Origin of the sequence: Marinobacter sp., assembly GCF_041690615.1 — a bacterium.
Classification (GTDB): domain Bacteria; phylum Pseudomonadota; class Gammaproteobacteria; order Pseudomonadales; family Oleiphilaceae; genus Marinobacter.
Window position 1 is genome coordinate 303,486 of the sequence record NZ_JAWLGY010000001.1, and the last position, 26,615, is coordinate 330,100.

A 26,615-nucleotide genomic window follows, 5' to 3' on the forward strand; every position below is an offset into this window, starting at 1 on the left:
TGGATGGCGCGGTGCAAGGTCGGTACAGGACGTACCGTGAATTGCAGCGGAAAAAGGTCCCCCACCGCAGCCCCAGGCACCCAACTCAGATCGCCTACAAAAACCAGTCCAGGCTAAACCACCAGTCAGGCCTTCGGCATAGGCAACTCAGGCAACCCGGTCTCCCTGACCAGACCCTGCATAAGCCGCCGGCTGGCGTCCTCATCCCCCATGTGGGCATTCAAACGGCTCAGCTCGGCCAGGGTCTCCTGGCTGCGACGCAAATGCAGGCTGGTCTCGAAATACTCCCGGGCCTTGCCCCAGAGTTCATTGCGCAGGCTAAGGCGTCCAAGGGCCAACAGCAGCTCCGGATTGTTGGGCCGGTCCTGCAGCCAACGCTCCGCTGCCAGCAATTGCTCATCCGGCTTGGAACCACAGATGCGTCCATATAGGTGAATCAGATCGTCGCTCCAGTGATTGCGCAGTACTTTCCGCAGCAGCGTCTCTGCCTGGGCCTCCTGACCGGCTTTCGCCAGCAATTCGGTATACACCCGGATGGTATGCTCGTCTCGGCGCATGGAGCTCGGCAGCTCGTCCCACAACCGGGTCAAAGTGGAAAGATCCTGGTTACCTTGCCGCCGGCACTCATCGGCCGCCCGGTGGAGCAGGTTGTGCCACACTGTTCGTTCCAGGCGATCCAGCTCTGCTGGATCCCCCAGTTGGCGCTTGCGCAGTTCGGGCAACAGCTTTGACAGCTCCCGCCAGTCTTCCAGTCGCAGGTACGTATTCTTCAGCAGTTTGAGCACAAACGGGTGGTGGGGGGCCTGCTTGCGCAACCGGACCAGGGTGGCCAGGGCCTGCTCAAGGCGGTTGGCATTCAGCTGAAGCTGGGCCTGGGTAATGCCCACAGCCAGGTCGGATCCGGGTGTGCTTTCAAAAGCCTTGCGCAGCAGTTCATCCACGGCATCGTGGTCGCCGGATTCCGATGCCGCCTGAGCTGCGGCCAGGTAATTGATCAGGGGGGTGTCTGCCTGCCCGGCGGAGGCTTCCAGCTTCTTGCGGGCGTGGGGCCAGTTGCCCTCCGCCAGTGCCAGCAGGCCCTCGGTGGTGCGACGCCGTGCACGGCGCTTCTGGCTGCGGGCGATCCAGTGGGTGACCGCGCCGGTGCCCCGGGTCAGCCGGCGAATGGCCGAGATCAACAGCATCAACACCAGGGTAAGGGTAACCAGCAGAACCACTCCGACCCAGAAATTGGTTTCCACCAGGTAGTTACCCAGGCTGATGCGGATGTACCCCAGGTCATATTGCAGGCCGAGACTCAGGCCAAGGCCAAGCAGCAGCGCAACGACAAGGATGACCGCCAGCCGTATCATGATTCATCGCCCTCGTCGCCGCTGCCGCTCGCCTCGCCGTTCATTTCCGCCTCGTTGTTGGCGTGGCGGCCGGCAATACGACCCTTGAGCAGAGTGAGGGACTGGCTGATATCCGGCAAGTCTGGGTTGATATCCCTGTCCCTGAGTTCTGTCAGGGTGTCCCGCAGGGCGGTTACCCGGTTATCGGTGCCGTCGTACCAGGTTTCCAGAGAGGTTACCGCCTTCTCCAGTGCCTGTTGGTAAAGGTCTTCATGGCCGCGCAGCACTGCCAGTTCGGCCTGCTCCAGCATCAGCTGGAGGTTCAGCCGGGCCCAGGCGCTCTGGTCCGGTGATAGCAGGGGCTTCACCGGTTCGTCCAGACGGCGGATGGAAACTACCTCTTTAAGGCTTTCGGTTGCGCGCTGCCAGGCTCTGGCAGCCGCACCCTGATCTTCCTCTGACGTGCCCTCCTGACCAACCTCATCGCGATCCGCGCCGGGGGCCCGGTCCTCGATCAGGGCCTGGTCGGTGAGCCCGGTGACCGTTTCCCGGGCCGCCTCCAGTGTCAGATAGAGCCCGGTCCGGTCCACATCCGTCACACTGCGCAGGGCCATGATCTCCCTGGCCAGCTGCTCGCGTACCGGGTAGACGCCCACATCGTCGGTCTCCCGGAGCACTTCGTCAGCGGAGTTGAGGGCCGCGAGGGCACCGCGGATATCCTGTTCGATCAGCAGACGCTGGTTGGCAATGCGCAGCAGGTATTCGGCCTCTGCCAACAGCCAGTCGGTGCGGGTACGGTTGCCGGCGTCCAGCAGTTCCCGGGCATTGTGGTCGATCTGTCGCTGCTGTTCGCCAAGACGCTGCTGCTGGTCGCGGAGCGTGCTTTCCAGGGACTGGAGGCGCTCGCTGCGGTCGCTGCTGCCCTCATCGAGCCGCTGATCCAGCTGCCGGTTCAGTTCACTGACGTGCCCGAGGGATTGCTCCAGCGACTGCTGGGTCTGCCACTGTTGCCAGCTCCACAGTGCCAGGGCGATCACACCGGCCAGCAGGACCAGGCAGAAAATCCATAGAGGCCAGGTCTTGCCCCGGGACGCCGGGTTGTTGTCGGGAACGGTTGCGGGCAGCTGATTGTTGGATTCTGTCACGGGTATCCTTACTGACGGTCAGGGCATTCCGGGTGGCAGGTGGTGCCGGCCTGTTGACGAGGATAGCAGTGAATCACCCGGTCCACGATCTCCCCGTCGGCCATGCCGGTGGCGCAAACCACCCGGGTGAAACCCGCCTCCCGGGCTTGCCGGGCCACGCGGTCCACGGGTACGAGGAGCAGGCTGTCATGGCAATTATGGCTGCTATTCTCACTCAGCGCGATGAAATTGTTCAATGTTTCCCCCGACAGGGCCACGACAACATCAGGCTGGAACTGGTCCAGGCAGGCTTCGACAAGGTCGGCGGAAGGCGAGGGCATCTGGCGCCTATACAGGGGGAGCACCGTTACCCGCGCGCCACGCTGTTCCAGGGTTTCCCTCAGCAGTTCCCGGCCCTGTTCACCCCGGGCCAACAGGACCTTTTCGTTGGCCAGGTGTTGAAGGGTGGGCTGTTGCAGCAGGGCCTCGCTGGTAAAGCCGGCGGCCGGGTGTTCCGGGGCCAGACCGGCCCGGGTCATCACCGCTGCGGTTCCGGCGCCGACACCATACCAGCGAATGCCGAGGGGTAGCTGGGGCCACCAGGTATCGATGCGCTCCAGTAACTGCCGGGCCGCGTAAGGGCTGACCGCAATGACATGCTGGTACAGGTCCAGGTCGAGAATGACCTGGCGGGCTTCGGGCGTCTCCGGCAGGGGCACCCGTTCGATAGCGGGCAGGACCCGGGTGCTGGCACCCACGGCCTCGAAGGCTGCCGCGAGCCGGCTGGCTTCCGGTTCCGGCCGGCAGATCAGTACCCGGGCGCCCTGGAGGGCATGCCCTGCCTTATTTCGGAGTGTGACCATAAATATCGGCAAGAATCCGGTCAGCGCCCTGGCTGAGCAGGTCCTCTGCCAGCTCCCGGCCCAGCTTCTCACCGTCTGCCCGGCGGCAACGGCCCTCCGCTCGAAGGATCTGCTCGCCGTTGACGGCACCTACCAGGCCCCGTAACCACAGGGTGTCATCGTCTTCCAGCAGCGCGTAGGCAGCGATGGGTACCTGGCAGCCCCCTTCCAGTCGGCGGTTCAGAGCGCGTTCAGCGCTGACCCGGTCCCAGGAGTCCTTGTGGTTGAGGGGCGCCAGCAGATCGATCAGCTCCTGGTCATCCAGGCGGCACTCGATACCCAGGGCGCCCTGACCCACTGCAGGCAGCGACAGGGTATCCGGCAGGGTGTAGCGAATGCGTTCATGGAATCCCAGGCGCTTGAGGCCGGAGGACGCCAGCACGATGGCCTGGTATTCGCCGGCATCCAGCTTGGCCAGGCGGGTGTTGACGTTGCCACGCAGCGTGCGGATGTCCAGGTCCGGCCGGTAGGCCCGCAACTGGGCCTCGCGGCGCATGCTGGCGGTGCCCACCACTGCACCATGGGGCAGGGCATCGACAGTCTCGAAGTCGTTGCTGATAAAGGCGTCGGTAGGGTCTTCCCGCTCACAGATGGCCACCAGCCCCAGGCCTTCGGGGAATTCCATGGGTACATCTTTCATGGAGTGCACCGCCAGGTCAGCCCGGCCATCCAGCATGGCTTCCTCCAGTTCCTTGACGAACAGGCCCTTGCCGCCGATCTTCGCCAGCGGGACATCCAGGATCTTGTCACCCTGGGTTTTGATGCCGATCAGCTCCACTTCCACGTTGTCGTGCAGACGTTCCAGTTCGGCCTTGATGAATTCCGCCTGCCAGAGGGCGAGGGCGCTGTTACGGGTTGCGATACGCAGAGTACGTTTTGCCATGATGTCCGTGTTCTTGAGCGGTGAGAATTCGTGGCTGCGCGGTTGATCCGAAGCCAATGACAAGCTGAGCACAAGCCTAACGCGCCAGCCGGGAAAAGTCCCGTGTTCAGAGCTCCCGCAGCCGTTGCCGCACCCGGGCAACATGCCGTCGGCTGACCGGCAGTGCGTCGGGTACGTCGGCAACCCTGAGCTGGCAAGCACCGTCGTCCAGCCGCTCCAGGGCGCGGACATACCGGGTGCCCACCAGGGTATTGCGATGGATGCGCAGCAGGTGGTCCGGGAACCGCTGCTCCAGGGCCTTGAGGCTCAGGTCGGTCAGCGTGTTGCCCTCATCATAGTGGAGGGTGACGTACTTCTGGTCTGCTTCGCAATACCTCACCCGGGTCATATCCACCAGTTCGGTGCCCCGGGCACTGGTTACTGTCAGGTGGTGAGTGTTCTCCTCCGGGCGGCTCCGCAGCGCCTGCAGCTGAGCCCGGTTCAGGCGTTCCGCCCGGCTCAGGGCCTCCGCCAGTGCCTGCCGGCGTACGGGCTTGAGCAGGTAGGCCGCTGCCTGCACCTCGAAGGCGCGAATGGCGTATTCGTCGTAGGCGGTGCAGAAGATAATGGCCGGCGGATCAGCCCGGGCGGCCAGTTGTTTAGCAACATCCAGGCCGTCACCCCCGGGCATGCGGATGTCCAGCAGCACCAGGTCCGGCGTCCGGTCGGCTACTGCCGCAAGCACCTGGGTGCCGGTGGCTGCCTCCGCCACTACCTGGTAGCCCTCAAGCTCGTCAACCATACGTCCCAGCCTTTCCCGGGCCAGGGGCTCGTCGTCGGCAATCAGTACGCGTCGCCGGGTCATCGGGTCAGTCCTGTGGTTTGCCAGGGCAGTCGCAGGGTCACCGTGTAGCGGTCGCCCTGGTGACTGTGCTTGAGTACCGCGGTTTCACCGAACAGGGCCTGGATACGGGCCTCGGTATTGCCGAGCGCCACCCGGTTGCCCTGGTGCTGGCGAGCGCCACTGTCCGGTCTGGGGTTCTGTACCAGCAGGTAAACGTACTGTCCGCTACGCTGGCTTTCAATGACCACGGTGCCGCCTTCCGGGCGGGGCTGGATGCCGTGGTAGATGGCATTTTCCACCAGCGGCTGAAGGGTAAGGGGCGGAATCGCCTGGTCGCCCAGGGCATCGTCCGTGCGCCAGTCCACCTTCAGTCGATCGCCGAGGCGCAGCTGCTCCAGGGCCAGGTAACGGCGGCACAGGGCCAGTTCCTCCCGCAGCGGAACCAGCCGTTCGGTGGTGTTCAGCGATGCACGGAACAGCTCGGACAGATCGAGCACGGCGTCTTCCGCCTGCTCCGGGCGGGTACTGATCAGGCTGGCGATGGTATTCATGCTGTTGAACAGGAAGTGGGGGTGAATGCGGGCCTGCAGGGCGGTCAGGCGATAGGTCATTTCAGCCTGTTTCTGCTGGCGCCACTGGTGCTGCAAGTAGAAGTAGCGCAGCACCATGAGGGTGGCGATCAGTGCAACCAGCAAGCTCTTTCCGGTTGCCTGCCACTGGGTCGCGGGCTCGTCCGGATACAGGAAGTGGCTCGCAAGGCCGCTGAACAGCAGCACATCCGCCAGTACCAGGCTCACCATGGCGAGGGTGGCGCGGGCCGTGGTCAGGCGGGTGAGCCAGGGCCGCGCCAGGCAGATGAGGGCGGCGCTGGTAAGCACGGTCCACTGCACCAGCAATGACACAAGGCCGAAATAGTTCCAGTCGATCCACTGCCCCCGGGCGTGGGCCATGGCCAACAGCAGCACCATCAGTTCACTGCTGACCACCAGCATGAACACGGAGCGGACCCGGCACAGGTCCGGCACGAAAAAGCCGGAAACACCTCCATGGGTGTCGTCCTGGCCCAGGTTTTTACTACGGCCGGTGGTCATGCGGGTGAGAGTCCTCGCCGGGGTGTTATAATCCGCTCACATTTTTTCGCACCCGGACCATTCTGCCGGGCAGTCAGCAGGAAAGATACACCATGACCGATCCGAACAAGAGTTCCGAAAAGCCCTGGGGCGGCCGTTTCAGTGAGCCGACCGACGCATTTGTGGAGAAGTTCACGGCTTCCGTGGGCTTTGATCAGCGCCTTTACCACCACGACATCCGCGGCTCCATTGCCCATGCCACCATGCTGGCGGAGGTGGGCGTACTGACCGCGGAGGAGAAGGGCCAGATCATTGAGGGCCTGGAAGCGGTCCGTGCCGAGATCGAGCGGGGCGAGTTCCCCTGGTCCGTCAGCCTTGAAGACGTGCACATGAACATCGAGGCCCGGCTCACTGACCGTATCGGTATCACCGGCAAGAAACTTCACACTGGCCGCAGCCGTAATGACCAGGTGGCCACGGATATCCGCCTGTATCTGCGCGACGAGATTGATGCCATCGCCGAGGAGCTCACCCGCCTGCGAGCTGGTCTGCTGGACCTGGCGGAGCGGGAGGCTGACACTATCATGCCGGGCTTCACCCACCTGCAGACCGCCCAGCCGGTTACCTTTGGCCACCACCTGCTGGCCTGGGCAGAAATGCTGGAGCGGGACGCCGAACGTCTGCAGGATTGCCGGAAACGGGTCAACGTCATGCCCCTGGGTGCTGCTGCCCTGGCCGGCACCACCTATCCCATCGACCGGGCGATGACCGCACAGCTGCTGGGCTTTGATCGGCCTACCGAAAATTCGCTGGACTCGGTCAGTGACCGGGACTTTGCCATCGAGTTCTGCGGCTTTGCCGCCCTGCTGATGACCCATCTGTCCCGCTTCAGCGAAGAGCTGGTGCTCTGGACCTCTGCCCAGTTCGACTTTATCGACCTGCCGGACCGCTTCTGCACTGGCTCATCCATCATGCCCCAGAAGAAGAATCCCGACGTGCCGGAACTGGTGCGGGGCAAGACCGGCCGGGTCAACGGTCACCTGATCAGCCTGCTGACCCTGATGAAGAGCCAGCCGCTGGCCTATAACAAGGACAACCAGGAAGACAAGGAGCCGCTGTTCGACACGGTGGACACGGTCAAGGGCTGCCTGCGGGCCTACGCCGATATGGTGCCGGCCATCACCTCAAAGGCGGATAACATGCGTGAGGCGGCCCGTCGGGGCTTCTCAACCGCCACTGACCTGGCGGACTACCTGGTGAAGAAGGGTGTCGCCTTCCGGGACGCCCATGAAATTGTCGGCAAGGCAGTGGCGCTGGGTGTGGCAGAGAAGAAGGATCTGTCAGAAATGAGCCTGGAAGAGCTGCAACAGTTCTCTGACACCATTGCTGAGGATGTGTTTGATGTGCTGACCCTGGAAGGCTCGGTTCAGGCCCGTGACCACCTGGGCGGTACCGCGCCGGCTCAGGTCAGGGCCGCTGTTGCCCGGGCGAAGGCAAGGCTGGGCTGAGCCTGGCGGGAATCTTCGTTATCGGGGCAGGGATGCCCCGGTGCATCAGGCAATGGCGCCGGCAGACTGGCTGCCCCAGCCGGTGACTCCCAGTTCTTTCAGTGGTTGCGGCGGACTTACCTGGCGCCCCTGTATAAAGTGGATGCCCAGGGTCTGAACCCGGCGACGGGCAATGTCATTTTCCACGCTGGTGGCGATGGTCATCTTGCCGGTGGTGTTGGCAATACGCTGAAGTGCTTCGGCCATGACCAGGTGAGTGGGTTCGTCGTGAAGGCCATTCATCAGTTCCGGTGCCAGCTTGATGTAATCCACCGGCAGGCGACCTGCCAGCCGGTAGCTTTCCATACTGGTTCCCGTACCATCCAGCGCGGTCTTGCAGCCCAGCAGCCGCAGCATGCGGCACAACTGGCGGCAGTCCGCCGTGTAGGTGATGGCATGCCGGGCGGGGATTTCAAAACACAGGCTGCCAGGGTTGAGGCCGGTCTTTTCCAGCGCACGGGCAATGAACATGGGCAGGGTGCGGTCCTGAAGGGAACCGCGGGAAAGGTTAAAGCCACAGTAGCTCAGCGAAGCGGCGACATCGGGGTGGCGGTAGAGGTGGCAGAGTGCCTGCCTGATAACCTGGCGATCCAGCCGGCGGGACAGTTCGAACCGCTCGATCAGGGGCAGGAAGTCCTTCGGGGTCATGTCCCTGTCGTCACCATTTGCGCCCCGCAACCTGGCGAGCACCTCCAGGCACAGACCGTTATCGGAGTGGTTCATGGCCCGGATAGGCTGGTATTCAAGGGGCAGGCCACCCTGGGCCAGGCTTTCCCGGATATGCACAAGCAGCGCCTTGGTACGGGCAATATCATCCCGTTCGGTCCGGAGGGGGCGGGTCTGCGCCGGCGCCCTGGGTGACGCTGTGGCGCTTGCGCCACTTGCCAGGGGCGAAGGCCGGTTGCGGGCAGCCTTGCGGACAATAACCCGGGCTGCCATGAAATGCCCGCCGCTGTGGCGGAACGTGACAGTAATGGGGCGACCGCTGTCATGGTAGCTGGCATAATCCGGGCACAGGGGATTGTCCTCGGCGGAGGCTATCAACTGTTTGAGGGGGCGACCTTCTATCTCGCTGCTGCTGTAACCCAGCACCAGCGACAGGTTGGGGTCCGTTCCCGTCACATTGCCGTCCTGGCCGATGGTCAGAACGGTCGTCACACCTTCGCCGGCACCGGGGCGGTGGCGGCAGATGACGAGCTCATTCACGTCAGAGTACTCCTGTCAGATCTTCTCTTATTATTCTCTGGCGCCCATTGCCGGGTACCGGTACTGGTCAATCCTGACCCAGGCTGTCCGTAGTCTGGTAGGCTATCCAAGTGCCAAACCCGTCACATTGTACAGGTTAAACGCGGAAAGAAAACGTCTCAGTTCTGGAGTGTAGTCAAAGAGTGCAGGAGCGGCCTGTTTTTATCGATTTTTCCGAAGGTGTTGATCGCAAGCTATTGAAAGCGATCGCTGCGCGCTTCATTACGCTGAACCGTGTCCGGCTGGATCGCGCCCGTTCCGCACTGGCCTGGCGGCAGCAGATCGTGCTCGACCTGCTGCCCCTGGTGTTCCATCTCAATCACCCGGCGCTGCCCGGCTATTACGCCGGCGAGTGCGCCCATGGACTGGACCGGTATGAGCCTTCCGAGCGGACCCTGCAGGCCGCACAGCAGGTTGCGCGCTCGTTCAGGCCCGGGGGGCGCAAGTTGGTGCCGGAGCTGGCCGGCCTGTTCCTGATTGGCAGCCCCGGTTCACTGGGGCATTCCGTAGCCAGTGACCTCGATGTCTGGGTCTGCCACCATCCGGAGCTGCCGCCTCACCGGCTTGAAGCGTTGCGGCAAAAAGCGCTGAGAGTGACGGAGTGGGCGGCCCAGTTCGGCCTGGAGCTGAACCTTTTCGTTTTCAGTGCCGAGGATTTCCGCCAGGGCCGTGAGACGGCGCAGGTGAGCAGTGAAGACTGCGGCAGCGCCCAGCACTACCTGCTGCTGGATGAGTTTTACCGTACCGCTATCCATCTGGGCGGGCGTTATCCGCTGTGGTGGCTGATACCCGTGCAGGAAGAGGGCCGCTATGGGGAACTGACCCGGTTCCTGCTGGAGAACCGTTTTGTCCGCTCCGACGAGTACCTGGATTTCGGGGAGATACCCTCCGTGCCGGTGGCAGAGTTCCTGGGGGCGGGGATCTGGCAGCTGTACAAGGGGATCGAGTCACCCTGGAAATCCCTGCTCAAGCTGTTACTGATTGAGTGCTATGCCCGGGACCGGGACCATGGCCTGCTGTCAGCCAGGTTCAAGAAGGCGGTCTATGAAGGACGCGCCAGCGTGGATGAAATGGACCCCTATGTGATGCTCTACCGCCGCCTGGAACAGTGGTTGCTGGCAATGGAGGCCCCTGGGCGGCTGGATCTGGTGCGCCGGGCCCTGTATCTGAAAAGCGGCCTGCCGCTGACCCGGGCAGCAGAGGTTTCAGGGCGGTGGCAGGGGAAGATCCTCCATCAGCTGGTCACCGAGTGGGGCTGGGACCGCAGTACCCTTGTCGACCTGGATAGTCGTCATCAGTGGCGGGTAGAGCGGGTCATGGTGCTGCGCCGGCGGGTGGTGTCCGAGCTGACCCACAGCTATCGCCTGCTGTCCCGTATGGCCAGAAGTGGCAATGTCCGCGCCACCATCAGTGCCATGGACCTGAACCTGCTCGGACGAAAGCTCTATGCCGCCTTCCAGCGCAAGGCCGGCAAGGTGGAGATGGTCAATCCCGGTATCGCTCCCACCCTGATGGAAGAAAACCTGGCGTTCTGGCATGGGGGTTCCCGGCGCTCGGTGACCGATGAGTGGCGGTTGTTCCGGAATCTGGACAGCCTTGCGGACAAAGGTGCGCAGGCAGCCATTCGTCGAGCGGGCAGCTTGGTTGAACTGGTGGTGTGGTGTCACTGCAATGGCCTGCTGGCGCCTGCCACCCGGCTCAGTCTGCGCCAGGACGTCGCCGAGGGGGACAATGGCGGTAACCGGCTGACCGTCAGTGATCTGCGGAGCATGGCCGGGTTTATCGGCACTCACCTGGGTGCCTTGGCGCCGGCCGACCGGGATGCCCTGATGGTGCCGGCGCAGCCGCTGGTTCACCTGCTCCTGGTGAACGTGGGAGTTGATCCCCAGGCGAGCCTGACCGAGCGGGGGCTGCACAAGCTGAGCGGACGGCATGATTCCCTGGGTTTCAGTGGCGGGCGTGACAACCTGGTGGCCACCATTGAACAGGTATCCTTGAACAGCTGGCATGAGGTCAGTCTGCAGCGCTATGTGACCGGTGACGCCCTGGTGCAATGCCTCAAGAACATGCTGGCCCTGGTGGCAAGGGATCCCGCCCGTCCGCCCCGGGTTGAGGTGTGGTGTGCCGGTGGCAGCCATGCCGCGGCCATCACCCGCCGTATCCGGGAGCTGGTGGACGATGTGATCCGCCAGTTCTTTGCCGGCGGGTTCGGGTCGCACCCGCTTCGTTACCTGCTCAAGGTGGATCAGCGCTGGTTCGTGTTGCGCTTTGACGGGCATGAGCCGGGATTCATCGGCCTGGCTACAGACCAGGCATTGATGGACTACCTGGCCAGGCCCCAGGAGGTCTATTCCCCGGTGGTCCCTGATCGTTACGCCCTGCAGGAAGATCCGGCGTTCCGGGAGGTCTGCCGCGCCTGTCAGCCCGACCTGATCCAGATGTTCTGGCAGCAGGCCGGAGACTGGACCCGTTTCTGGGTATCGGATGAGACCGGGTCACTCTACGGTTGGCGCCAGCGTCGCGCCGGAAGTCGCCGTCAGGCGCTACTGCCGCTGATGCGCTTCCTGGAGAATCTGGGAGAACGCCGCCGCCTGCGGCAGATGGCCGGCGGATCCCGTCAGGAGGCCGAACTGCTGTGCACAGAGGTTAGGCTGGAAGATGGTGAATGCCGTCTCGAGCGCACCCCGCTGGCACCTGATTCCCTGTCAGTCGGGGGCCTGGAGCTGCATGCCGTGGGGGTTCAGCAAGGGGATGGCAGCCTCGGGTTCGACCTGTTCTGTGACGAAGAGGCCTTTACCGTTGAAGGCTATGGAGATCGCCAGATGCGCGCGGTCGTGGACTATATCCGCCAGCGGCGCCGCAGTGCCGAACCCTATCCCGTCTATATCACCGACCTGCACCTGCCCCACGACCTTGACCCCCGGGCGTGGCAGCAGGAACTGCAGACCTGTCAGTACGTCTGGTACCGTCATCAGCTCCAGCAGTTGCTGGACGAGGCGGCAGCCCAAACCTGACGGCGGTCGGGCCTCGGGAGACTCGCCCTGGCCGCTGGCTGTCAGGTATACTTGCCCGTTAATTTCAAGGTGTGGTCAGGCCCTGTTGATGGCAGGTCCACCGCCCGATGACGCAGGACCATCCCGATGCCGAGAACCGCAATCTGCCTGATGTTACTGGCCCTTGCCACAGGGCTTGGCGCCGGTTGTGGCCAGAAAGGCCCGCTGGAGCGTCCCCCTGCCGAACCGGCTGCTGTAGAGTCGCCGGCCGACGACGACACCGATAACCGTTAACAGGACCCTTTCATGGATCAGTTCAGCTATCGCGACGGCCAGTTGTTTGCCGAGCAGGTGGCCGTGGCAGACATCGCCCGGGATTACGGCACACCTGCGTATGTATACTCCCGTGCCGCCTTCGAGAGCCACTACCGCGCCTATGATGACGCCCTTGCCGGGCACTCGCACCTGGTCTGCTATGCGGTAAAGGCCAACAGTAACCTGGCGGTACTGAATGTACTGGCCCGCCTGGGGGCGGGGTTCGACATTGTCTCGGTGGGCGAGCTGGAACGTGTTCTCAGGGCCGGCGGTGCCCCCTCCCGGGTGGTCTTCTCGGGTGTCGGCAAGCAGCCCCACGAGATGCGTCGCGCACTGGAAGTGGGGGTTCGCTGCTTCAACGTGGAGTCGGACACCGAGCTGGACCGCCTGAATGAGGTGGCCGGAGAACTGGGCAGGAAGGCACCGGTATCGCTGCGGGTAAATCCGGATGTGGATGCCGGCACGCACCCCTATATCTCCACGGGGCTCAAAGAGAACAAGTTTGGTATTGATATTGCCGATGCACCCCGGGTCTACGCCCGGGCGGCTGCCATGGCCCACCTGGAAGTTCAGGGAGTGGACTGCCACATCGGTTCCCAGCTCACTACCGTGGCCCCGTTCCTGGATACGCTGGACCGGGTGCTGGCACTGGTGGACCAGCTGGCGGCGGACGGCATCGTGATCCGCCACCTGGACATGGGCGGTGGGCTGGGCGTGACCTATGACCAGGAGCAGCCACCATCACCGGGAACCTATATCGCAGCGATGCTGGAACGGCTGGGTGACCGTGAACTGGAACTGGTGCTGGAGCCTGGCCGCTCCATTGCCGCCAATGCAGGCATCCTGCTGACACGGGTGGAGTTCCTCAAGTGTACCGCGCACCGTAACTTCGCCATTATTGACGGAGCCATGAACGACCTGATCCGCCCGGCGCTCTACAGCGCCTGGCAGGCTATCGTGCCGGTACAGCCACGCACCGACGTGCCCGAGCAGAACTGGGACCTGGTAGGTCCGGTCTGTGAAACCGGCGATTTCCTCGGCAAGGACCGGTGCCTGGCCCTGGCTCCCGGCGATCTGCTGGCGGTTCGCTCCGCTGGTGCCTATGGTTTTGTTATGAGTTCCAACTACAACACCCGTAATCGTCCACCGGAGCTGATGGTGGACGGCAACCGGGTCCATGTAATCCGCGAGCGGGAAACCCTGGACGACCAGCTTCGCCACGAACATTGCCTGCCGGATGAGTGAGGATGCGATGAGCGGAGCGAGACGTGGCCAGGGTCCGTTGCTGTCTTTCACCAAGATGCACGGCCTGGGTAACGACTTCATGGTGGTGGACGCCATCAGCCAGCCGTTCCGCCTGCGCCCGGAGATGATCCGCAAACTGGCGGACCGGCACTTCGGCGTCGGCTTTGACCAGCTGCTGGTGGTGGAGCCTCCCGGGCTGCCGGATGTGGATTTTCGCTACCGCATTTTCAATGCGGATGGCTCCGAGGTGGAGCAGTGCGGCAATGGCGCCCGTTGCTTCGCCCGCTTTGTGCGCGACCAGCGACTGACCAATCGCCGGGTGATCCGGGTGCAGACCGCCGGTGGAGTGATTGAACTGAAAGTCGGCCGTGATGGCTGGGTGACCGTCAATATGGGAGTGCCGGAACTCAACCCGGCAGCTATTCCCTTTGCTGCTGATGAGCGCCGGGTGGTGTATTCCGTCGATGTGAACGGCCAGTGTGTGGAGCTGTCTGCTGTGTCCATGGGCAACCCCCATGGCGTGCTGCTGGTGGATGACGTGGATACAGCCCCGGTGGAAACCCTGGGCCCTTTGCTGGAGCGGCATCCGGGATTCCCGGCACGGGCCAATATTGGCTTCCTGCAGGTACTCGACCGGAGCCGGGCCCGGCTGAGGGTATTCGAGCGCGGCGCCGGGGAGACCCTGGCCTGTGGTACCGGTGCCTGTGCCGCCGTGGTGGCCGGGCAGTTACGGGGCTTGCTGGATAATCAGGTTCGCATCACATTGCCGGGGGGCGATCTGGTCATCGAATGGCAGGGGGAAGGGGCCCCTGTTATGATGGAAGGACCGACCGCGCGGGTGTTTGACGGACAGCTCCGCCTGCCAGCCGAACCGCACCAGCGGCGGCGCAACCGCCGGCCTTCGGGGCGCCAGCCAGAGCGCAGGTAGCCCGGAAACCGGTACGCCCGGTTGGTCGATACTCAGTCACCGGCCCGCCAGAAGGCCGTCGCAACAACAGGGGAACCTTCAGTGGATGCAACCATGACCGCCGAGCAGGTCGCTGACTACCTGCGGAATAATCCGGACTTCTTCGTCGGCCGGGATGAGCTGCTGCGCTCAATGACCCTGCCCCACGACAGCGGGCGTGCGATTTCCCTGGTGGAGCGCCAGGTGCATCTGTACCGGGAGCAGAGGGACACCCTGCGTCACGAACTGGTGGAGCTGGTTTCCATTGCGCGCCAGAATGATCGACTGTTCGAGAAGAGCAAGCGCCTGCTGATGCAGGTCATTGAGGCCCGCAACCTTACCGAGATGGCCGCAGCCATCGATGACAGCATCCGGGGTGATTTTGGCCTGGATGCGGCCTCAGTGATGCTGGTGGGCGGCGAGCTGCCGGCCGGCAGCACCACCGGCGTACTGCACGTAGTCTCCGAGGCAGATGCTGAGAAAAACCTCGGTGCCCTCCTTGATGGTGACCGGGCCGTCTGCGGCCAGTTCCGTGAGGCAGACCGTAACTTCCTGTTCCCCGGTCGTGATGAGCCGGTGGCGTCGGTGGCGCTGGTGCCCCTGCGCACGGACCGGCTGATCGGGGTGTTCGCGGTAGGCAGCTGCCAGCCGGGTTATTTTGACCAGAGCATGGGGTCCCTGTTCCTGTCCTATATCAGTGATACCCTCAGTCGCCTGTTGCCGCCCATGCTCCAGCGCCACCGCCAGGTGGAGCCTGTGCTTGACGCGGTGGCCGAATCCCGCTGATGGGGGGCGGTCGGGCGCAACTAACCCCGGGAACCCAATGATGACTGGCAGGGAACCACAGACTCCCCCACCGGACACCCTGACCGAGCCGGTGGACGCCTTCCTCCACTACCTGGCTGCCGAACGCCGGCACTCGACCCACACCTGCAGTGCCTATCAGCGTGACCTGAACCGGCTGGTCAACTGGCTGACGGACCAGGCCCCGCCCCTGGCCCGGTGGGATGACCTGGCGGTGGCGGATGTGCGCCGGTATGCCGCCACCCTCAACCGCGAGGGGCTGGCCGGCCGCAGCATCGCCCGTGCCCTGTCGGCCATCCGGCGTTTTTTCGACTACCTCATTCGCGAACACCGCCTGCGCAGCAACCCGGCCCTGGATGTCCGGGCGCCTCGCAGTGGTCGGCGTCTACCGGTGGCGGCGGACGCCGACCAGCTGGGCCATTTGCTGGATACCAGTCCGGAGGACCCACTGGAAGTGCGGGACCTGGCCATGTTCGAACTGTTCTACTCCTCCGGTCTGCGGTTATCGGAACTGACCGGGCTGGACCTGCGGGACCTTGACCTGAAGACCGGTGAAGTCCGGGTGCTCGGCAAGGGCAGCCGGGAGCGGTTATTGCCCGTGGGCCGGAAGGCACGGCAGGCCATTCGCCAGTGGCTGGGACTGCGTCCGGTACTGGCGTCAAATGGTGAGTCCGCGCTGTTTGTCAGCCAGCGTGGCACCCGGCTCAGTTCCCGCAGCGTCCAGCAACGCCTTGACCGCTGGGGGCAGCGGTGTGGCGCAGACCAGCATCTGCACCCCCATCTTTTGCGACATTCCTTTGCCAGCCACCTGCTGGAATCCAGCGGAGATCTGCGGGCCGTCCAGGAGTTGCTGGGCCACGCGGATATCGCCACCACCCAGGTCTATACTCACCTGGACTTCCAGCACCTTGCCCAGGTCTATGACCGGGCCCATCCCCGCGCCCGCCGGTCGTCCGCACGCCAGACCGCGAGGGGTGATCCGGATTCCGGATAGTCCCCGGCCGCTGTGAACCCTGTTGATCCCATCGACAGACGGCAACCCCCGGTATTTGGCAACACAGGATTACCCATGACATCGAACACCCACCAGCCCCCCTCTGACACCGGTGACGAAGACGAGCTTCGCTACCTGGTGGAACGGTTGCTGGCCCGGGCCAGCCTGGCCGCCCAGGGGCAGGACAGTCAGCTCGACGATCTGCTCTCGGAACTGCGCCAGTATCTCCGGGGCCGGGAGCGGCATCCAGGGCACCTGCGGGCGTTCCAGGAAAGGCTCGATAGTGACCTTGAGCGCCTTGATGACCTGGCCGGGCAGGAGACGCGGCAGACCGCCCGGGTCCTGGGTCGCTTGCTGGATGCCGCCGGCCGCAGTGAGCGCTTCCGGGCCGGCAGTGAGCTGAAACGCCTGTCCCGGGAACTGGGCCCCCGGGGACTGTCCCGGGACCAGTTACTGCCCTGGCTGGAGTCGTTCGCCGACGTGGCCGAGCGTGCCCTGAGTGCAAATGCCGCTGACGGCAACCAATCGCCGGGGCTGCTGGGGCGATTCTTCAAACGAGGGACAACGGAGTCCGGCCGGAACGCTACTGAGGGCACTGGACACGACGAAGAAGCGCTGGATCTCGATGGTGAGACCCCTGCTCCATCCATGGATGATGGGGAGGTCTCCCAGCGACTGCGAATAGCTCGCAGGGTGGGCGAATTGATGGGCCGTGTGATGCAGCAGGTTGAACTGCCACCGGACACCCACCGCCGGGCCGCCCTACTCAGGGCCAGACTGTCGGATCAGCAGGACTGGGCACTGCTGCGCCAGAGCCTGGATGAAACCGCCGATCTTGTGATTGCCGTGGTCAGCCACAGCCAGCGGGAGTTCCAGGGCTTCCTGCAACGTCTCGATGAACGGCTATCGTCCTTGCATGGGCACGTCACTGACCAGGCCGATGCCATGGTCGGCCGCCAGTCGGCGGCAGAGGAAATGGAACAGGCGGTACAGGGGGAACTCAGCGAGCTGGGCCAGTCACTGGAGCAGCACTCTGACCTGGACGGGTTGCGCCGTTCGGTATCGGGCCACATCGAGCGCATTGCCGGAACGGTACAGGCCTACCGGGTGCGGGAACAGGAACGGGACGAGCGGCTGGCCGGCCAGGTGGAAGCCATGCGGGAGAAGCTGGTGGCCATGGAGACGCACTGTGAGCAGGTCCGTGAGAAGCTGGAACAGGAACGTGCGAGGGCACTGACAGACATCCTGACCCAGTTACCCAACCGGGAGTCCTGGGATGAGCGTCTGCGATTCGAATACGAGCGCTGGCAGCGCTATGGTCATCCGGTGGCGCTGGCGGTGCTGGATATCGACCACTTCAAACAGGTCAATGATTCCTTTGGCCACAAGGCCGGTGACCGGGTCATCCAGCTGGTGGCAAAGTCACTGCGGGACCAGCTGAGAACCACAGACTTTGTCGCACGCTACGGCGGCGAGGAGTTTGTGGTGCTGCTGCCGGAAACCTCCCTGGACCAGGCTCTGCGGGTAATTGACAAGCTGCGGGAGCACGTGGCGGCAATGCCTTTCCACTTCCAGCAGGAGCCGGTGGCGGTGACCTTCTCGGCCGGGGTCTCCTGGTTCCGGGAAGGCAGTCCCCCGGACCATGTCTTTGACGAGGCGGACAAGGCGCTTTACCGGGCCAAGTCCAGCGGACGCAACCGGGTAGCCAGCGCCAGGGAGCTGATGTCCTGATGAGCGTGCGGCTTTTGATTACCATTGTACTGGCACTGGGCATTGCCTCTTCGGCGTTGGCGGACCCGGAACAACCGGTGGCCTGGCCGGTGCTGGGCGCCGATCAGCTTGCCCTGCTCGAGGAGATCGGAACCCTGGAGGTGGGCGTGCGCAGCGACCAGACACCCCTGGCCTTCACCACTGCGGAGGGGTGGCTTGCCGGTACCTACGTGGATTACCTGACCCTGATCGCCGCCAGGCTGAGAGTCGGTCTTGAGGTGGAACCGCTGCCCGCGGGTGGGGCGACGACGGAATGGTCTGAGGGCGATCCCGCCATCCGGGTCGCTGCCCGGCGCCCCGGCGCGCCGGTACCGGAGGGCTGGCTGCGGAGCCAGCCTCTCATGGAGCTGACCTATGGCATTTTTTCTGACCCCGGTGATGCCGGTATCCGCAAGCTTGGTGACCTCGAGCGTCGTCGGGTGGCGCTGGTCGGCAAGGACGCCAATCAGTTTGCCTTGCTGGATTCGGTCAACAGCTTCACTCCGGTGCCGGTCACCTCGGTCAGTGAGGCGGTTTCCATGGTGCTTTCCGGCCAGGCGGATGCTTTTGTCGGGCCAGTCCCGGTGGTGGTGGATTACCTGCAATCGGCCCTGATCAATGGCGTTGCCCTGGTGGCACTGCTGAACCAGGACCCGGTTGATGTGGTGCTGGAAGTCCGGCAGCAACAGCAGGCGCTGCTGCCGATACTGGACAAGACGATCGAGACCATTTCCCACGCCGATCATCGCCGCATTCGCTCGGCCTGGTTGCCGGACGCGGTTGTGGAAGCGGCTACTCCCGATGGCCTGACCCTGAGTGCCATCGAACAGGAATGGTTGCGCAGGCACGGCCCCCTGCGTGTTGCTCACCGGGAGAACTGGCCGCCCTTTGAATTCATTGAGAATGACAGTGCCCGCGGCCTGGTGCCGGACCTGGTCCAGCGCCTGGGGGAGAACCTGGGAACCCGACTGGAAAAGCGCACAGTGAGTGACTGGGCCGAGGCCGAACGGATGCTCCGTAATGGTGAAATCGATATTCTTCCGGCACTGCCCCGTACCCCGCGCCGGGAGGAAGACTTTCTGTTTACCCGTACCTACCTGACCCTGCCCATCGTGGTTGTGATCCGGGAGGATGGCCGTTTTATTGGCGATCTCAGGGAGTTGCGCGATGAGCGGGTGGGTGTGGTAAGCCAGCATGCGGCCCACGATTACCTGCTGATCAACCACCCGGACCTGAATATCTATCCGGTCAATACCGTGCAGGACGGACTGCTGGCCCTGTCCAATGGCGACCTTGAAGTTATGGTGACCCACATCCCGGGGGTCAGCTACACGGTGGCTGAGCTGGGACTGCCCAACCTGCGAATCACCAGCATCACCCCCTATGAATATGAGTTCCGTATGGCGGTGAACCGCGATCGGGGTGAACTGGTGCGGATCCTCAACAAGGGGCTGGGCAACATCGGTACCGCCGAGAAGGACGAAATCTATAATCGCTGGGTTTACCTGGACCTGGAGCAGGACGAGGACTACACCGCCATCAAGCGCGTGGTGCTGATCGCTGTGGTCGTAGTGCTGATCTTCCTGTACTGGAACCGCAAACTGTCCCGGGAGGTAGACGAGCGCATCCGCTCTGAACATGCCCTGCGCCGCAGTGAGGACGAGTTGCGGGCGGCCAAGCTGGAGGCAGAGCGCCTTGCCCGTGAGGCCGAGGGCGCGAACCGGGCCAAGAGTGAATTCCTGGCCAATATGTCCCACGAAATCCGCACCCCGATGAATGCGGTGATCGGGTACAGCGACCTGCTCAGCAAGACTGTGAGCGACCCCCAGCAGAAACACTATCTGGATGCCATTCGCGCCAGCAGTCGCAGCCTGCTGATGTTGATTAACGACATCCTGGACCTGTCCCGTATCGAGGCCGGCAAGATGCGCCTGGAATTCGGGCCGGTCAGCCTGCGCCGGATGCTGCAGGATGTGCGGCATATCTTTGACCTCCGGGCCAGGGAGCACAATGTCAGCCTTGAGGTGAGCGTTGAGGCGGACATGCCTGCCGGCATGGTTCTGGATGAAACACGGTTACGCCAGGTGCTGTTCAACCTGGTGGGCAACGCGATCAAGTTCACCCATGAGGGCGGGGTAACGGTGCGGGCCTCGGTGGCGGATTCCCGGCAGGAGGGTGAACAGGAGCTGTGTACCCTTCGTATCGCGGTATCGGACAGTGGCATCGGTATCGCCGAGGACCAGCAGGAACGGATCTTTGATGCCTTTGAGCAGCAGGAAGGGCAGAGCAGCCGCAAGTATGGGGGCACCGGGCTGGGCCTGGCTATCAGCCGCAAGCTGGTCCGCATGATGGGCGGGGAGCTTACGGTTGAAAGTCGCGAAGGCGAAGGCTCCACCTTTACCGTGGTGCTACCAGACGTTGAGGTGGTTCCCATGGAGGATGAGCCGGAAGAGCAGCCCCAGCTTGACCAGACCCCGATGACAGAAACCCTGGACATGCAGGAACGCAGCTGGCTCAAGGAGCAGCTGAGGGAAGATTTTGGTGATGAGTGGTATACCGTTCGTGAAAGCGGTGATCCGGAACAGATGCGTTACTTCGCCGCGCGGGTACTGAGCTGGGGCCAGCGTTACCGGTCCCGGGCGGTGACCCGCTACGCCGAGAAACTGATGGCGGATGTGGATGCCTTTAACCTGGATGCTATCAACGATGCCCTGGAAGCCTTTCCGGAACTGCTTGGCAGCGAGCCGTCTGCGGGCCGGTAGGTGCGACCCGGTTCAGGGCATGCAGTCGTACTGGTAGTGGCGGTCAAAGGCGACGGAAATCATGTCGTAGCCCTGTTGTGACAGGTCACTGATCAGGTCTGTGTTGGTCAGCAGGGTTGTGCAGATGCGGTGAACCCTGGCGATCTGCTGTTCCCGGGTATCGTCGCCGTCGCTGCGGAAATCCACGATCAGGTACTTCCGGTCCGCACCGGAGGCCGCCGGAATATCCTCTCGCTCGACGCTGTCAAAGCCGATGTAGGTGAGTTCATTTTGCGGAAACAGCCGGGTCATCAGCAGGTCGATATTCTCCGCATGGACAGGCGCAGCGGAAAAAACCGACAGCAGGCTGGCCAGGGTGAGCAGCAGGGAATGGCGGACCATTCGTGAATCTCCTCGGGGAATAACGCGTGTTACATTCTGTTACAGGCAGTATTGCAGAAGCTGATACCGGGCGCCGTCATTTTTTTGTGCATTTTTCAAGTTTTTACAAAATCGTGCCCGGAATTTCGATTGCCTCTCGGTAATCGGCGGTGGAATGAGCTTGTGCGCGCCCGGCGCGCTCCAGCACATGCGATTTATGGCGACGGGCGCTAGACTACAGGTAGTTACGGGATTTGGAAGGATTAATCATGTACCAACTGATATTCCGGGGTGAATGCCAGCCCGGCACCGACGTACAGACAGCGCGGAACAATGCCCGGACCCTGTTCAAGGCGTCCGTGGAGCAGGTCGACCGGATGTTCAGTGGTCGCCCGGTAGTCATACGGAACCGGTTGGAAGAGGACCAGGCCGAGAAATACCGTGCCGTCCTCGCCCGCCATGGCATGGTGGCTTACGTGGAACCCATGGCACCTGATGCCCCGGCCCCGTCGCCATCAGCGCAGCAATCGGAGCCCCGCGCAAAGGCACAGGAACCGAAGGCACGGCCGCAAACTCCGGCAGCGGGTGGCCCGGGCCCCCGCCTGGAGCCTGGCGACCGCCTCCCCGTCGCCGGGGAAAGGGCGGATGAAGTACTGGCCGGCTCGAGCCTCGGCCTGGATCCGGTAGGAACCCGCCTGGCGGATGAAAAGGAAGAGCCGCAGCCGATGTTCGAACACCTCGATGAGTGGACCGTCGCACCGGCCGGCACCGACCTGGGTGTGGAGCGGGACCTGCCGCCCCCGGTGGTACCCGACGTCAGTCACCTGTCATTGGAGGACGCGCCGGAGTCCGGGAAGCGCTGATACGCCTGGGTCCGGACTGCCTGACCATCAGGGAGCGACATTGTGATTCACTCTGCCCGTCTGTCGGCCGGGGGCTGGCTGCTGCTGGTCACCGTGCTGTATATCCTCCCCGGCCTGCATTCGTCCGCCGGCGCATCCATCCAGTCCGAAGGGCCTCCAGAACGTCCGGTGGTCGGGCTGGTGCTCAGTGGCGGCGGTGCCAAGGGGCTGGCCCATGTTGGTGTGCTGCGGGTGCTCGAAGAAATCCGCGTACCGGTGGACCTGGTCGTGGGTACCAGCGCCGGGGCGGCGGTGGGGGCGCTCTATGCCCAGGGCATGCCGGTGGAGGAGATCGAGGACCGCATGCTGGCCATGGACTGGCTCTCCAGTTTCCAGGATACACCGGGTCGAAGTTACCAGCCGGTTCGTCGCAAGGAAGATGGCTGGCGATTTCCGGCCAGTCCCGGGCTCGGTGTGGGGCTGGACGGCTTGCGCGTCGGGCGGGGGTTGATTTCGGGTCAGAACCTGGGGCTGATCCTCAACGACCTGACCCGTGATGCCGCCCTGGTACGAGATTTTGACAAGCTACCCATACCCTTCCGGGCCGTGGCCACGGACCTGGAAACCGGCGAGGAAGTGGTGCTGGCGGATGGCAGTCTGTCGGAGGCCATCCGGGCCAGTATGAGTATCCCCGGCGTCTATGCCCCGGTGAATCGCAATGGCCGCCTGCTGGTGGATGGTGGTGTGGCCAATAACCTGCCGGTCAGCGTGGCCCGGGCGCTGGGGGCTGATGTGGTTATCGTTGTGGATATCTCCGACGAGCCCGGGCAGGGGGAAACCCTGACCCAGGCGTTTTCCGTGGTTCGTCAGCTGACGACCCTGATGACCCGGCGCAGTGTGGAAGAGCAGCTGGCCTCCTTGCGGGAGGGAGATGTGCTGATCACGCCGGACTTGTCCGGGCTGAGCGCGGCGGATTTTTTCCAGGGGGCCGCGCTGATGGAGCTCGGGGCGACGGCGGCCCGGGAGCAGTCCTCCGGCCTCAACCGGCTGACGGCGGATGACGAGCGGTGGCAGCAGGAAATGGCGATGCGCACCTACCGCGGCTTTGAGCCGGAAGTCATCTCGGAAGTGGTCATTCGTCAGGACAGCCGCCTGGCGGATCGCTTCCTGCGGGACCGCATCCGCCAGAAGGAAGGAGAGCCGCTGAACCCGCAGCAGCTCGAGGAGGACCTGAAGCGTATTTATGGCCTGGGTTACTACGAGAATGTCAGCTATAGCCTGAGTCCAGGGGAGGAGGGCTCAGTGCTGGAAATCCTGGTGCGGGAAAAAAGCTGGGGGCCGAATTACCTGAGTTTCGGGCTTGGCTATGAGGAAAACTTCGAGAGCGATACCCGATTCAATGTGGCCGCCTCATTACGTATGACCCAGCTCAACCGCCTCGGTGCGGAATGGCAGACAGGCGTACAGCTGGGCACCCAGCCCTGGGTGCGTACCGAGTGGTTCCAGCCCCTGGATTATGGTTATCGGCGGTTTGCGGTCGCAGGCGCGGAATACGAGAAAGACCGCTACAGTGTCTTTGACCCGGACGGAGAACGGGTGGCCGAGGTGGATGTCTCCAGTCGGCGACTGGACCTGGCTATCGGTACCGAGCTGGGAGCCAATGCAGAGCTTCGGGCCACGGTGGAGCGGGGCTATGCCCGGGTGGATGATCGTATTGGCGACAGCCCGGTAACCGGCGACCGGATCCAGCAGGGCAGCTGGAACCTGCGACTGGTCTATGACTCCCTGGACGACCCCTTCCTGCCGGAAAGTGGCTCTTTCGCAGGTGTCCGCGGACGTTTCGAGCGGCCAGCCCTGGGAGCGGACAGCCGGTTTGACCGGACGGTTCTGCGCCTGGCGAAAGCGGGTCATCAGGGCGACTGGGTTGCGTCGGGCGAGTTCTTCGCCAGTGTGGTGACTGACGGTGAGGCTGGTATCGAAAACAACGTCCTGCTGGGTGGCTTCCGCCGCCTGTCCGCCTACGGCCAGGGGGAGGTCACCGGGCAGGATGCCTTGCTGGGAACCGCCGTGCTGTACCACAAGTTCGGCGGCCCCGTGGTGCCCTTCTTTGCCGGGGCCGGTGTGGAAGCGGGTAATGCCTGGGAGGACATCGGCGATGCCCGCTGGGATGATGTACTGACCTCCGGTACCCTCTTTGCCGGTTTCGACACGGTTATCGGCCCGGTGCAGGCAGCCCTGGCCTACAATAATGACGATCGCTGGGGAGTCTACCTGAACGTGGGGTACTCCCTGCGTCAGCTGTTCGACTGAGTGAGTGTCACAGAAGGGGCGCCATCAGCCGGACCGAACGGCAGGCCAGGCGGAACAGCAGAGACCGGTCCTCGTAGTCGGAGCGCTTCAGGACGCGGCTGTTGGCCAGGTCGGCTTCCAGCATCGATTCCACCTCGCTGACGAAATCCGCCGCTGTTGAGAGTGCCGTGATTTCAAAGTTCAGACGCATGGAGCGGTTATCCAGGTTGGCGGTACCCACAGCAGCATACCGGCTGTCCACCAGTATGGCCTTCTGGTGCATGAAACCGGCATGGTACTGGCAGATACTGATACCGCATTCGTTGGCATTCACCAGGTAGGAATAGGCGGCCAGCCCGATGAGCACATGGTCGGGCTTCTCCGGAATCACGATCCGTACATCAACACCCCGCATGGCCGCCAGTTGCAGGGCGTTCATGATCTGGAAATCCGGCACAAAGTAGGGGGAGGCGATCCACAGGCGCTCCCGGGCATTGTTGATGCAGCTGAGGAAAAACAGCGTGCAGGTTTCCCATCGGTCCGCCGGACTGCTGGGCAGAATAAGCACCTGCTGGTCGCCCCTGTGTGACGGGCAGGGCTGCCAGTTCAGTTGCGGTTTGTCTCCTGCCGCCCAGTGCCAGTCTTCCAGCCAGGCCAGCTGAAGCCCCAGCACTGCAGGGCCTTCGATGCGACAGTGGGTGTCCCGCCAGGGCTCGACACCCACCCCGGTGCCCAGGTACTCATCCCCCAGGTTGATCCCTCCCACGAACCCGACCTTGCCGTCGCAGACCAGGATTTTCCGGTGATTGCGGAAGTTGATCTGCAGGCGTCGCCGGCGCACATTGCCGTCACCGAAGGAGGCCACCCGGGCGCCGGCTCTCTTCAGCGCTTTCAGGTAGCGGCCAGGCAGCCAGACGCTGCCGATATCGTCGTAAAGGAAGTACACCCGTACACCCTGGGACAGTTTGCGTTTGAGAATGTGAAGTATCCGGTTGCCGACCCGGTCGGAGCGTACAATGTAGAACTCCAGCAGGATGTAGTCAGTGGCGTTTTCCATGGCCTCGAACAGGGCCTCAAAGGTGACATCACCGTTGCGGAGTAATGTGCAGTGATTGCCGCCGGTAAACGGCTGCCGTCCCAGTGTGGCCAGTACATTCAGTTCGTCAGGTGTACCGTTGTCGCTGGTGCAGGGCAGGGTTTCAGCCTGTTGTTCGTACTGGGACAGCAGCGGTTCCAGGGTGCGGTCATTCAGTCGCCGGGCCAGCACGTAACCGGAGAAACGGTTGCGGCCAAACAGCACGAACAGGGGCACCGCTATCCATGGCAGGCCGATCAGACTGATGATCCAGGCGATGGCCCCCTGGGCGGTGCGATAGCTGAGCAATACGCGATACACGCAGAACAGGGCGATCAGGTAGAGTCCGGCGACCGCGACCGCCAGCAGTGAAAAATCCGGCATGTGCTGTACTCTTGCAAACAGACCCTGCAACAATAGCAAACCCGGACGTTTCACAGTATGGCGGCGATCAGATGGTTGCCCGCTGCCATCGGTCCCATAAAAACAGACGAAGCGAGGTATTCATGAGCGTCAGGTTACATCGTCGGATTACCGGTGAAGGCAAACCCCTGCTGTTGCTCCACGGCTTGTTTGGTTCCCTGGAGAACCTCGGGGGTGTCAACCAGCGGCTGCAGGATGTCCGGGAAATCCACGGACTGGATCTGCGCAACCATGGCCGCTCCCCCCATACCGACACCATGGACTATCCCGCCATGGCGGAAGACGTCATCGCCTATATGGATGAGCAGGGCATGGAGCAGGCCAGCCTGCTCGGGCACTCCATGGGGGGCAAGACCGCCATGCAGGTGGCGCTGAGCTACCCGGACCGGGTGGAGAGGATCATCGTCGCTGATATTGCACCGGTAACCTACCATCCCCGCCACGATGCGATCCTGGAGGGCATGAAGAGCCTCGACCTGTCAGCTGTGACAACCCGTGGCGAGGCGGACAAGGCCCTCCAGGAGTACGTGGAAACGCCGGAAGTGCGCATGTTCCTGCTGAAGAACCTGGTGCGGGTGCCGGAGGAGGAAAAGGCCGGCAATCCGAATGTATTCCGCTGGCGCCTGAACCTGCCGGTTATCGAGGCCTGTTATCAGAACCTGGCCGACGCACCGGAAGGAGAAGGCCCTTTTGACGGGCCGGTTCTTTTCATCAAGGGCGCGGAGTCCGCCTATATCCAGCGTAAGCACCGGGAGCGCATCGATACCCTGTTCCCGCAGGCGCGTATCGAGGAAATCGAGGGTACGGACCACTGGCTGCACGCCGAGAAGCCGGATGAATTTGCCCGTCTCTGCCGGGAGTTTCTGGAGGACTGAACCGCCCGGCCCAGGCTC

The 26,615-nt window shown here is 63.3% G+C and carries 21 protein-coding genes; 12 read left to right on the top strand and 9 right to left on the bottom strand.

What is annotated here, in order from left to right; genetic code table 11:
* Positions 1 to 125 precede the first annotated feature (125 nt).
* From ACESMZ_RS01320 to ACESMZ_RS01345, 6 genes are all read right to left on the bottom strand, one after another.
* Positions 126 to 1,352, bottom strand: a complete 1,227-nt coding sequence (locus ACESMZ_RS01320) for a heme biosynthesis HemY N-terminal domain-containing protein (RefSeq protein WP_372957455.1) — start codon at positions 1,350 to 1,352, stop codon at positions 126 to 128.
* Positions 1,349 to 2,476, bottom strand: coding sequence for a uroporphyrinogen-III C-methyltransferase (locus ACESMZ_RS01325; protein WP_372957456.1), 1,128 nt, complete (start codon positions 2,474 to 2,476; stop codon positions 1,349 to 1,351). The genes ACESMZ_RS01320 and ACESMZ_RS01325 overlap by 4 nt, the downstream gene beginning before the upstream one ends.
* A gap of 8 nt (positions 2,477 to 2,484) precedes the next feature.
* Positions 2,485 to 3,318, bottom strand: a complete 834-nt coding sequence (locus ACESMZ_RS01330) for a uroporphyrinogen-III synthase (RefSeq protein WP_372957457.1) — start codon at positions 3,316 to 3,318, stop codon at positions 2,485 to 2,487.
* On the bottom strand, positions 3,299 to 4,240 hold the full coding sequence (gene hemC, locus ACESMZ_RS01335) for a hydroxymethylbilane synthase (RefSeq protein WP_372957458.1): 942 nt from the start codon (positions 4,238 to 4,240) through the stop codon (positions 3,299 to 3,301). The genes ACESMZ_RS01330 and hemC overlap by 20 nt, the downstream gene beginning before the upstream one ends.
* A 106-nt stretch (positions 4,241 to 4,346) precedes the next feature.
* Positions 4,347 to 5,084 (bottom strand): LytR/AlgR family response regulator transcription factor, encoded by a 738-nt coding sequence (locus tag ACESMZ_RS01340; protein WP_372972099.1) that lies wholly within the window; start codon positions 5,082 to 5,084, stop codon positions 4,347 to 4,349.
* Positions 5,081 to 6,154: a sensor histidine kinase gene (locus ACESMZ_RS01345; RefSeq protein WP_372957460.1), complete on the bottom strand. Its 1,074-nt coding sequence runs from the start codon at positions 6,152 to 6,154 to the stop codon at positions 5,081 to 5,083. The genes ACESMZ_RS01340 and ACESMZ_RS01345 overlap by 4 nt, the downstream gene beginning before the upstream one ends.
* A gap of 92 nt (positions 6,155 to 6,246) precedes the next feature.
* Between ACESMZ_RS01345 and argH the strand changes: the two genes are divergently transcribed.
* Positions 6,247 to 7,641 (top strand): argininosuccinate lyase, encoded by a 1,395-nt coding sequence (argH, locus tag ACESMZ_RS01350; RefSeq protein ID WP_372957461.1) that lies wholly within the window; start codon positions 6,247 to 6,249, stop codon positions 7,639 to 7,641.
* A gap of 45 nt (positions 7,642 to 7,686) precedes the next feature.
* Here the strand turns inward: argH and ACESMZ_RS01355 are convergent, their stop codons facing one another.
* Positions 7,687 to 8,886, bottom strand: coding sequence for an EAL domain-containing protein (locus tag ACESMZ_RS01355; protein ID WP_372957462.1), 1,200 nt, complete (start codon positions 8,884 to 8,886; stop codon positions 7,687 to 7,689).
* 182 nt (positions 8,887 to 9,068) lie between these two features.
* On the opposite strand from ACESMZ_RS01355, the gene ACESMZ_RS01360 reads away from it, so the two are divergent.
* From ACESMZ_RS01360 to ACESMZ_RS01395, 8 genes are all read left to right on the top strand, one after another.
* Positions 9,069 to 11,939 (top strand): class I adenylate cyclase, encoded by a 2,871-nt coding sequence (locus tag ACESMZ_RS01360; RefSeq protein ID WP_372972100.1) that lies wholly within the window; start codon positions 9,069 to 9,071, stop codon positions 11,937 to 11,939.
* 126 nt (positions 11,940 to 12,065) lie between these two features.
* Complete coding sequence (locus tag ACESMZ_RS01365) at positions 12,066 to 12,212, top strand: lipoprotein (RefSeq protein WP_372957464.1); 147 nt, start codon at positions 12,066 to 12,068, stop codon at positions 12,210 to 12,212.
* A gap of 12 nt (positions 12,213 to 12,224) precedes the next feature.
* Positions 12,225 to 13,478, top strand: a complete 1,254-nt coding sequence (lysA, locus tag ACESMZ_RS01370) for a diaminopimelate decarboxylase (protein ID WP_372972101.1) — start codon at positions 12,225 to 12,227, stop codon at positions 13,476 to 13,478.
* Positions 13,479 to 13,485: 7 nt separating this feature from the next.
* The gene (gene dapF / locus ACESMZ_RS01375) at positions 13,486 to 14,406 is read left to right on the top strand and encodes a diaminopimelate epimerase (protein WP_372957466.1); all 921 of its coding nucleotides are present in this window, start codon (positions 13,486 to 13,488) and stop codon (positions 14,404 to 14,406) included.
* Between the two features lie 93 nt (positions 14,407 to 14,499).
* Positions 14,500 to 15,210 carry a DUF484 family protein gene (locus tag ACESMZ_RS01380; protein WP_372972102.1) on the top strand — a complete coding sequence of 237 codons (711 nt, stop codon included), beginning with the start codon at positions 14,500 to 14,502 and terminating at the stop codon, positions 15,208 to 15,210.
* Between the two features lie 40 nt (positions 15,211 to 15,250).
* Complete coding sequence (gene xerC, locus ACESMZ_RS01385; RefSeq protein ID WP_372957468.1) at positions 15,251 to 16,222, top strand: tyrosine recombinase XerC; 972 nt, start codon at positions 15,251 to 15,253, stop codon at positions 16,220 to 16,222.
* A gap of 75 nt (positions 16,223 to 16,297) precedes the next feature.
* Positions 16,298 to 17,953: a GGDEF domain-containing protein gene (locus ACESMZ_RS01390; RefSeq protein WP_372957469.1), complete on the top strand. Its 1,656-nt coding sequence runs from the start codon at positions 16,298 to 16,300 to the stop codon at positions 17,951 to 17,953.
* Positions 17,953 to 20,733 carry an ATP-binding protein gene (locus ACESMZ_RS01395; RefSeq protein ID WP_372957470.1) on the top strand — a complete coding sequence of 927 codons (2,781 nt, stop codon included), beginning with the start codon at positions 17,953 to 17,955 and terminating at the stop codon, positions 20,731 to 20,733. The genes ACESMZ_RS01390 and ACESMZ_RS01395 overlap by 1 nt, the downstream gene beginning before the upstream one ends.
* 12 nt (positions 20,734 to 20,745) lie before the next feature.
* On the opposite strand, the gene ACESMZ_RS01400 is transcribed toward ACESMZ_RS01395, so the two are convergent.
* Positions 20,746 to 21,114: a hypothetical protein gene (locus ACESMZ_RS01400; protein ID WP_372957471.1), complete on the bottom strand. Its 369-nt coding sequence runs from the start codon at positions 21,112 to 21,114 to the stop codon at positions 20,746 to 20,748.
* A 248-nt stretch (positions 21,115 to 21,362) separates the two neighbouring features.
* On the opposite strand from ACESMZ_RS01400, the gene ACESMZ_RS01405 reads away from it, so the two are divergent.
* Together ACESMZ_RS01405 and ACESMZ_RS01410 are read left to right on the top strand one after the other, a co-directional pair.
* A complete protein-coding gene (locus ACESMZ_RS01405; protein WP_372957472.1) occupies positions 21,363 to 21,956 on the top strand; it encodes a hypothetical protein in 594 nt (197 codons plus the stop codon).
* Between the two features lie 42 nt (positions 21,957 to 21,998).
* On the top strand, positions 21,999 to 24,245 hold the full coding sequence (locus ACESMZ_RS01410; protein ID WP_372957473.1) for a patatin-like phospholipase family protein: 2,247 nt from the start codon (positions 21,999 to 22,001) through the stop codon (positions 24,243 to 24,245).
* Positions 24,246 to 24,252: 7 nt separating this feature from the next.
* Here the strand turns inward: ACESMZ_RS01410 and cls are convergent, their stop codons facing one another.
* Complete coding sequence (gene cls, locus ACESMZ_RS01415) at positions 24,253 to 25,683, bottom strand: cardiolipin synthase (RefSeq protein WP_372957474.1); 1,431 nt, start codon at positions 25,681 to 25,683, stop codon at positions 24,253 to 24,255.
* A 122-nt stretch (positions 25,684 to 25,805) separates the two neighbouring features.
* Here cls and ACESMZ_RS01420 point away from each other — a divergent pair, with 122 nt between their 5' ends.
* Entirely contained in the window at positions 25,806 to 26,597 is a 792-nt protein-coding gene (locus tag ACESMZ_RS01420; RefSeq protein ID WP_372957475.1) for an alpha/beta fold hydrolase, read from the top strand.
* The last annotated feature ends 18 nt before the right edge of the window (positions 26,598 to 26,615 follow it).

What these genes read in the sequence shown, in the direction of transcription:
- ACESMZ_RS01320 (WP_372957455.1), bottom strand. Translation starts at nt 1,352, where the DNA reads ATGATACGGCTGGCGGTCATCCTTGTCGTTGCGCTGCTGCTTGGCCTT.
- ACESMZ_RS01330 (WP_372957457.1), bottom strand. Translation starts at nt 3,318, where the DNA reads ATGGTCACACTCCGAAATAAGGCAGGGCATGCCCTCCAGGGCGCCCGG.
- hemC (WP_372957458.1), bottom strand. Translation starts at nt 4,240, where the DNA reads ATGGCAAAACGTACTCTGCGTATCGCAACCCGTAACAGCGCCCTCGCC.
- ACESMZ_RS01340 (WP_372972099.1), bottom strand. Translation starts at nt 5,084, where the DNA reads ATGACCCGGCGACGCGTACTGATTGCCGACGACGAGCCCCTGGCCCGG.
- ACESMZ_RS01345 (WP_372957460.1), bottom strand. Translation starts at nt 6,154, where the DNA reads ATGACCACCGGCCGTAGTAAAAACCTGGGCCAGGACGACACCCATGGA.
- argH (WP_372957461.1), top strand. Translation starts at nt 6,247, where the DNA reads ATGACCGATCCGAACAAGAGTTCCGAAAAGCCCTGGGGCGGCCGTTTC.
- ACESMZ_RS01365 (WP_372957464.1), top strand. Translation starts at nt 12,066, where the DNA reads ATGCCGAGAACCGCAATCTGCCTGATGTTACTGGCCCTTGCCACAGGG.
- lysA (WP_372972101.1), top strand. Translation starts at nt 12,225, where the DNA reads ATGGATCAGTTCAGCTATCGCGACGGCCAGTTGTTTGCCGAGCAGGTG.
- dapF (WP_372957466.1), top strand. Translation starts at nt 13,486, where the DNA reads ATGAGCGGAGCGAGACGTGGCCAGGGTCCGTTGCTGTCTTTCACCAAG.
- ACESMZ_RS01380 (WP_372972102.1), top strand. Translation starts at nt 14,500, where the DNA reads ATGACCGCCGAGCAGGTCGCTGACTACCTGCGGAATAATCCGGACTTC.
- xerC (WP_372957468.1), top strand. Translation starts at nt 15,251, where the DNA reads ATGACTGGCAGGGAACCACAGACTCCCCCACCGGACACCCTGACCGAG.
- ACESMZ_RS01390 (WP_372957469.1), top strand. Translation starts at nt 16,298, where the DNA reads ATGACATCGAACACCCACCAGCCCCCCTCTGACACCGGTGACGAAGAC.
- ACESMZ_RS01395 (WP_372957470.1), top strand. Translation starts at nt 17,953, where the DNA reads ATGAGCGTGCGGCTTTTGATTACCATTGTACTGGCACTGGGCATTGCC.
- ACESMZ_RS01400 (WP_372957471.1), bottom strand. Translation starts at nt 21,114, where the DNA reads ATGGTCCGCCATTCCCTGCTGCTCACCCTGGCCAGCCTGCTGTCGGTT.
- ACESMZ_RS01405 (WP_372957472.1), top strand. Translation starts at nt 21,363, where the DNA reads ATGTACCAACTGATATTCCGGGGTGAATGCCAGCCCGGCACCGACGTA.
- cls (WP_372957474.1), bottom strand. Translation starts at nt 25,683, where the DNA reads ATGCCGGATTTTTCACTGCTGGCGGTCGCGGTCGCCGGACTCTACCTG.
- ACESMZ_RS01420 (WP_372957475.1), top strand. Translation starts at nt 25,806, where the DNA reads ATGAGCGTCAGGTTACATCGTCGGATTACCGGTGAAGGCAAACCCCTG.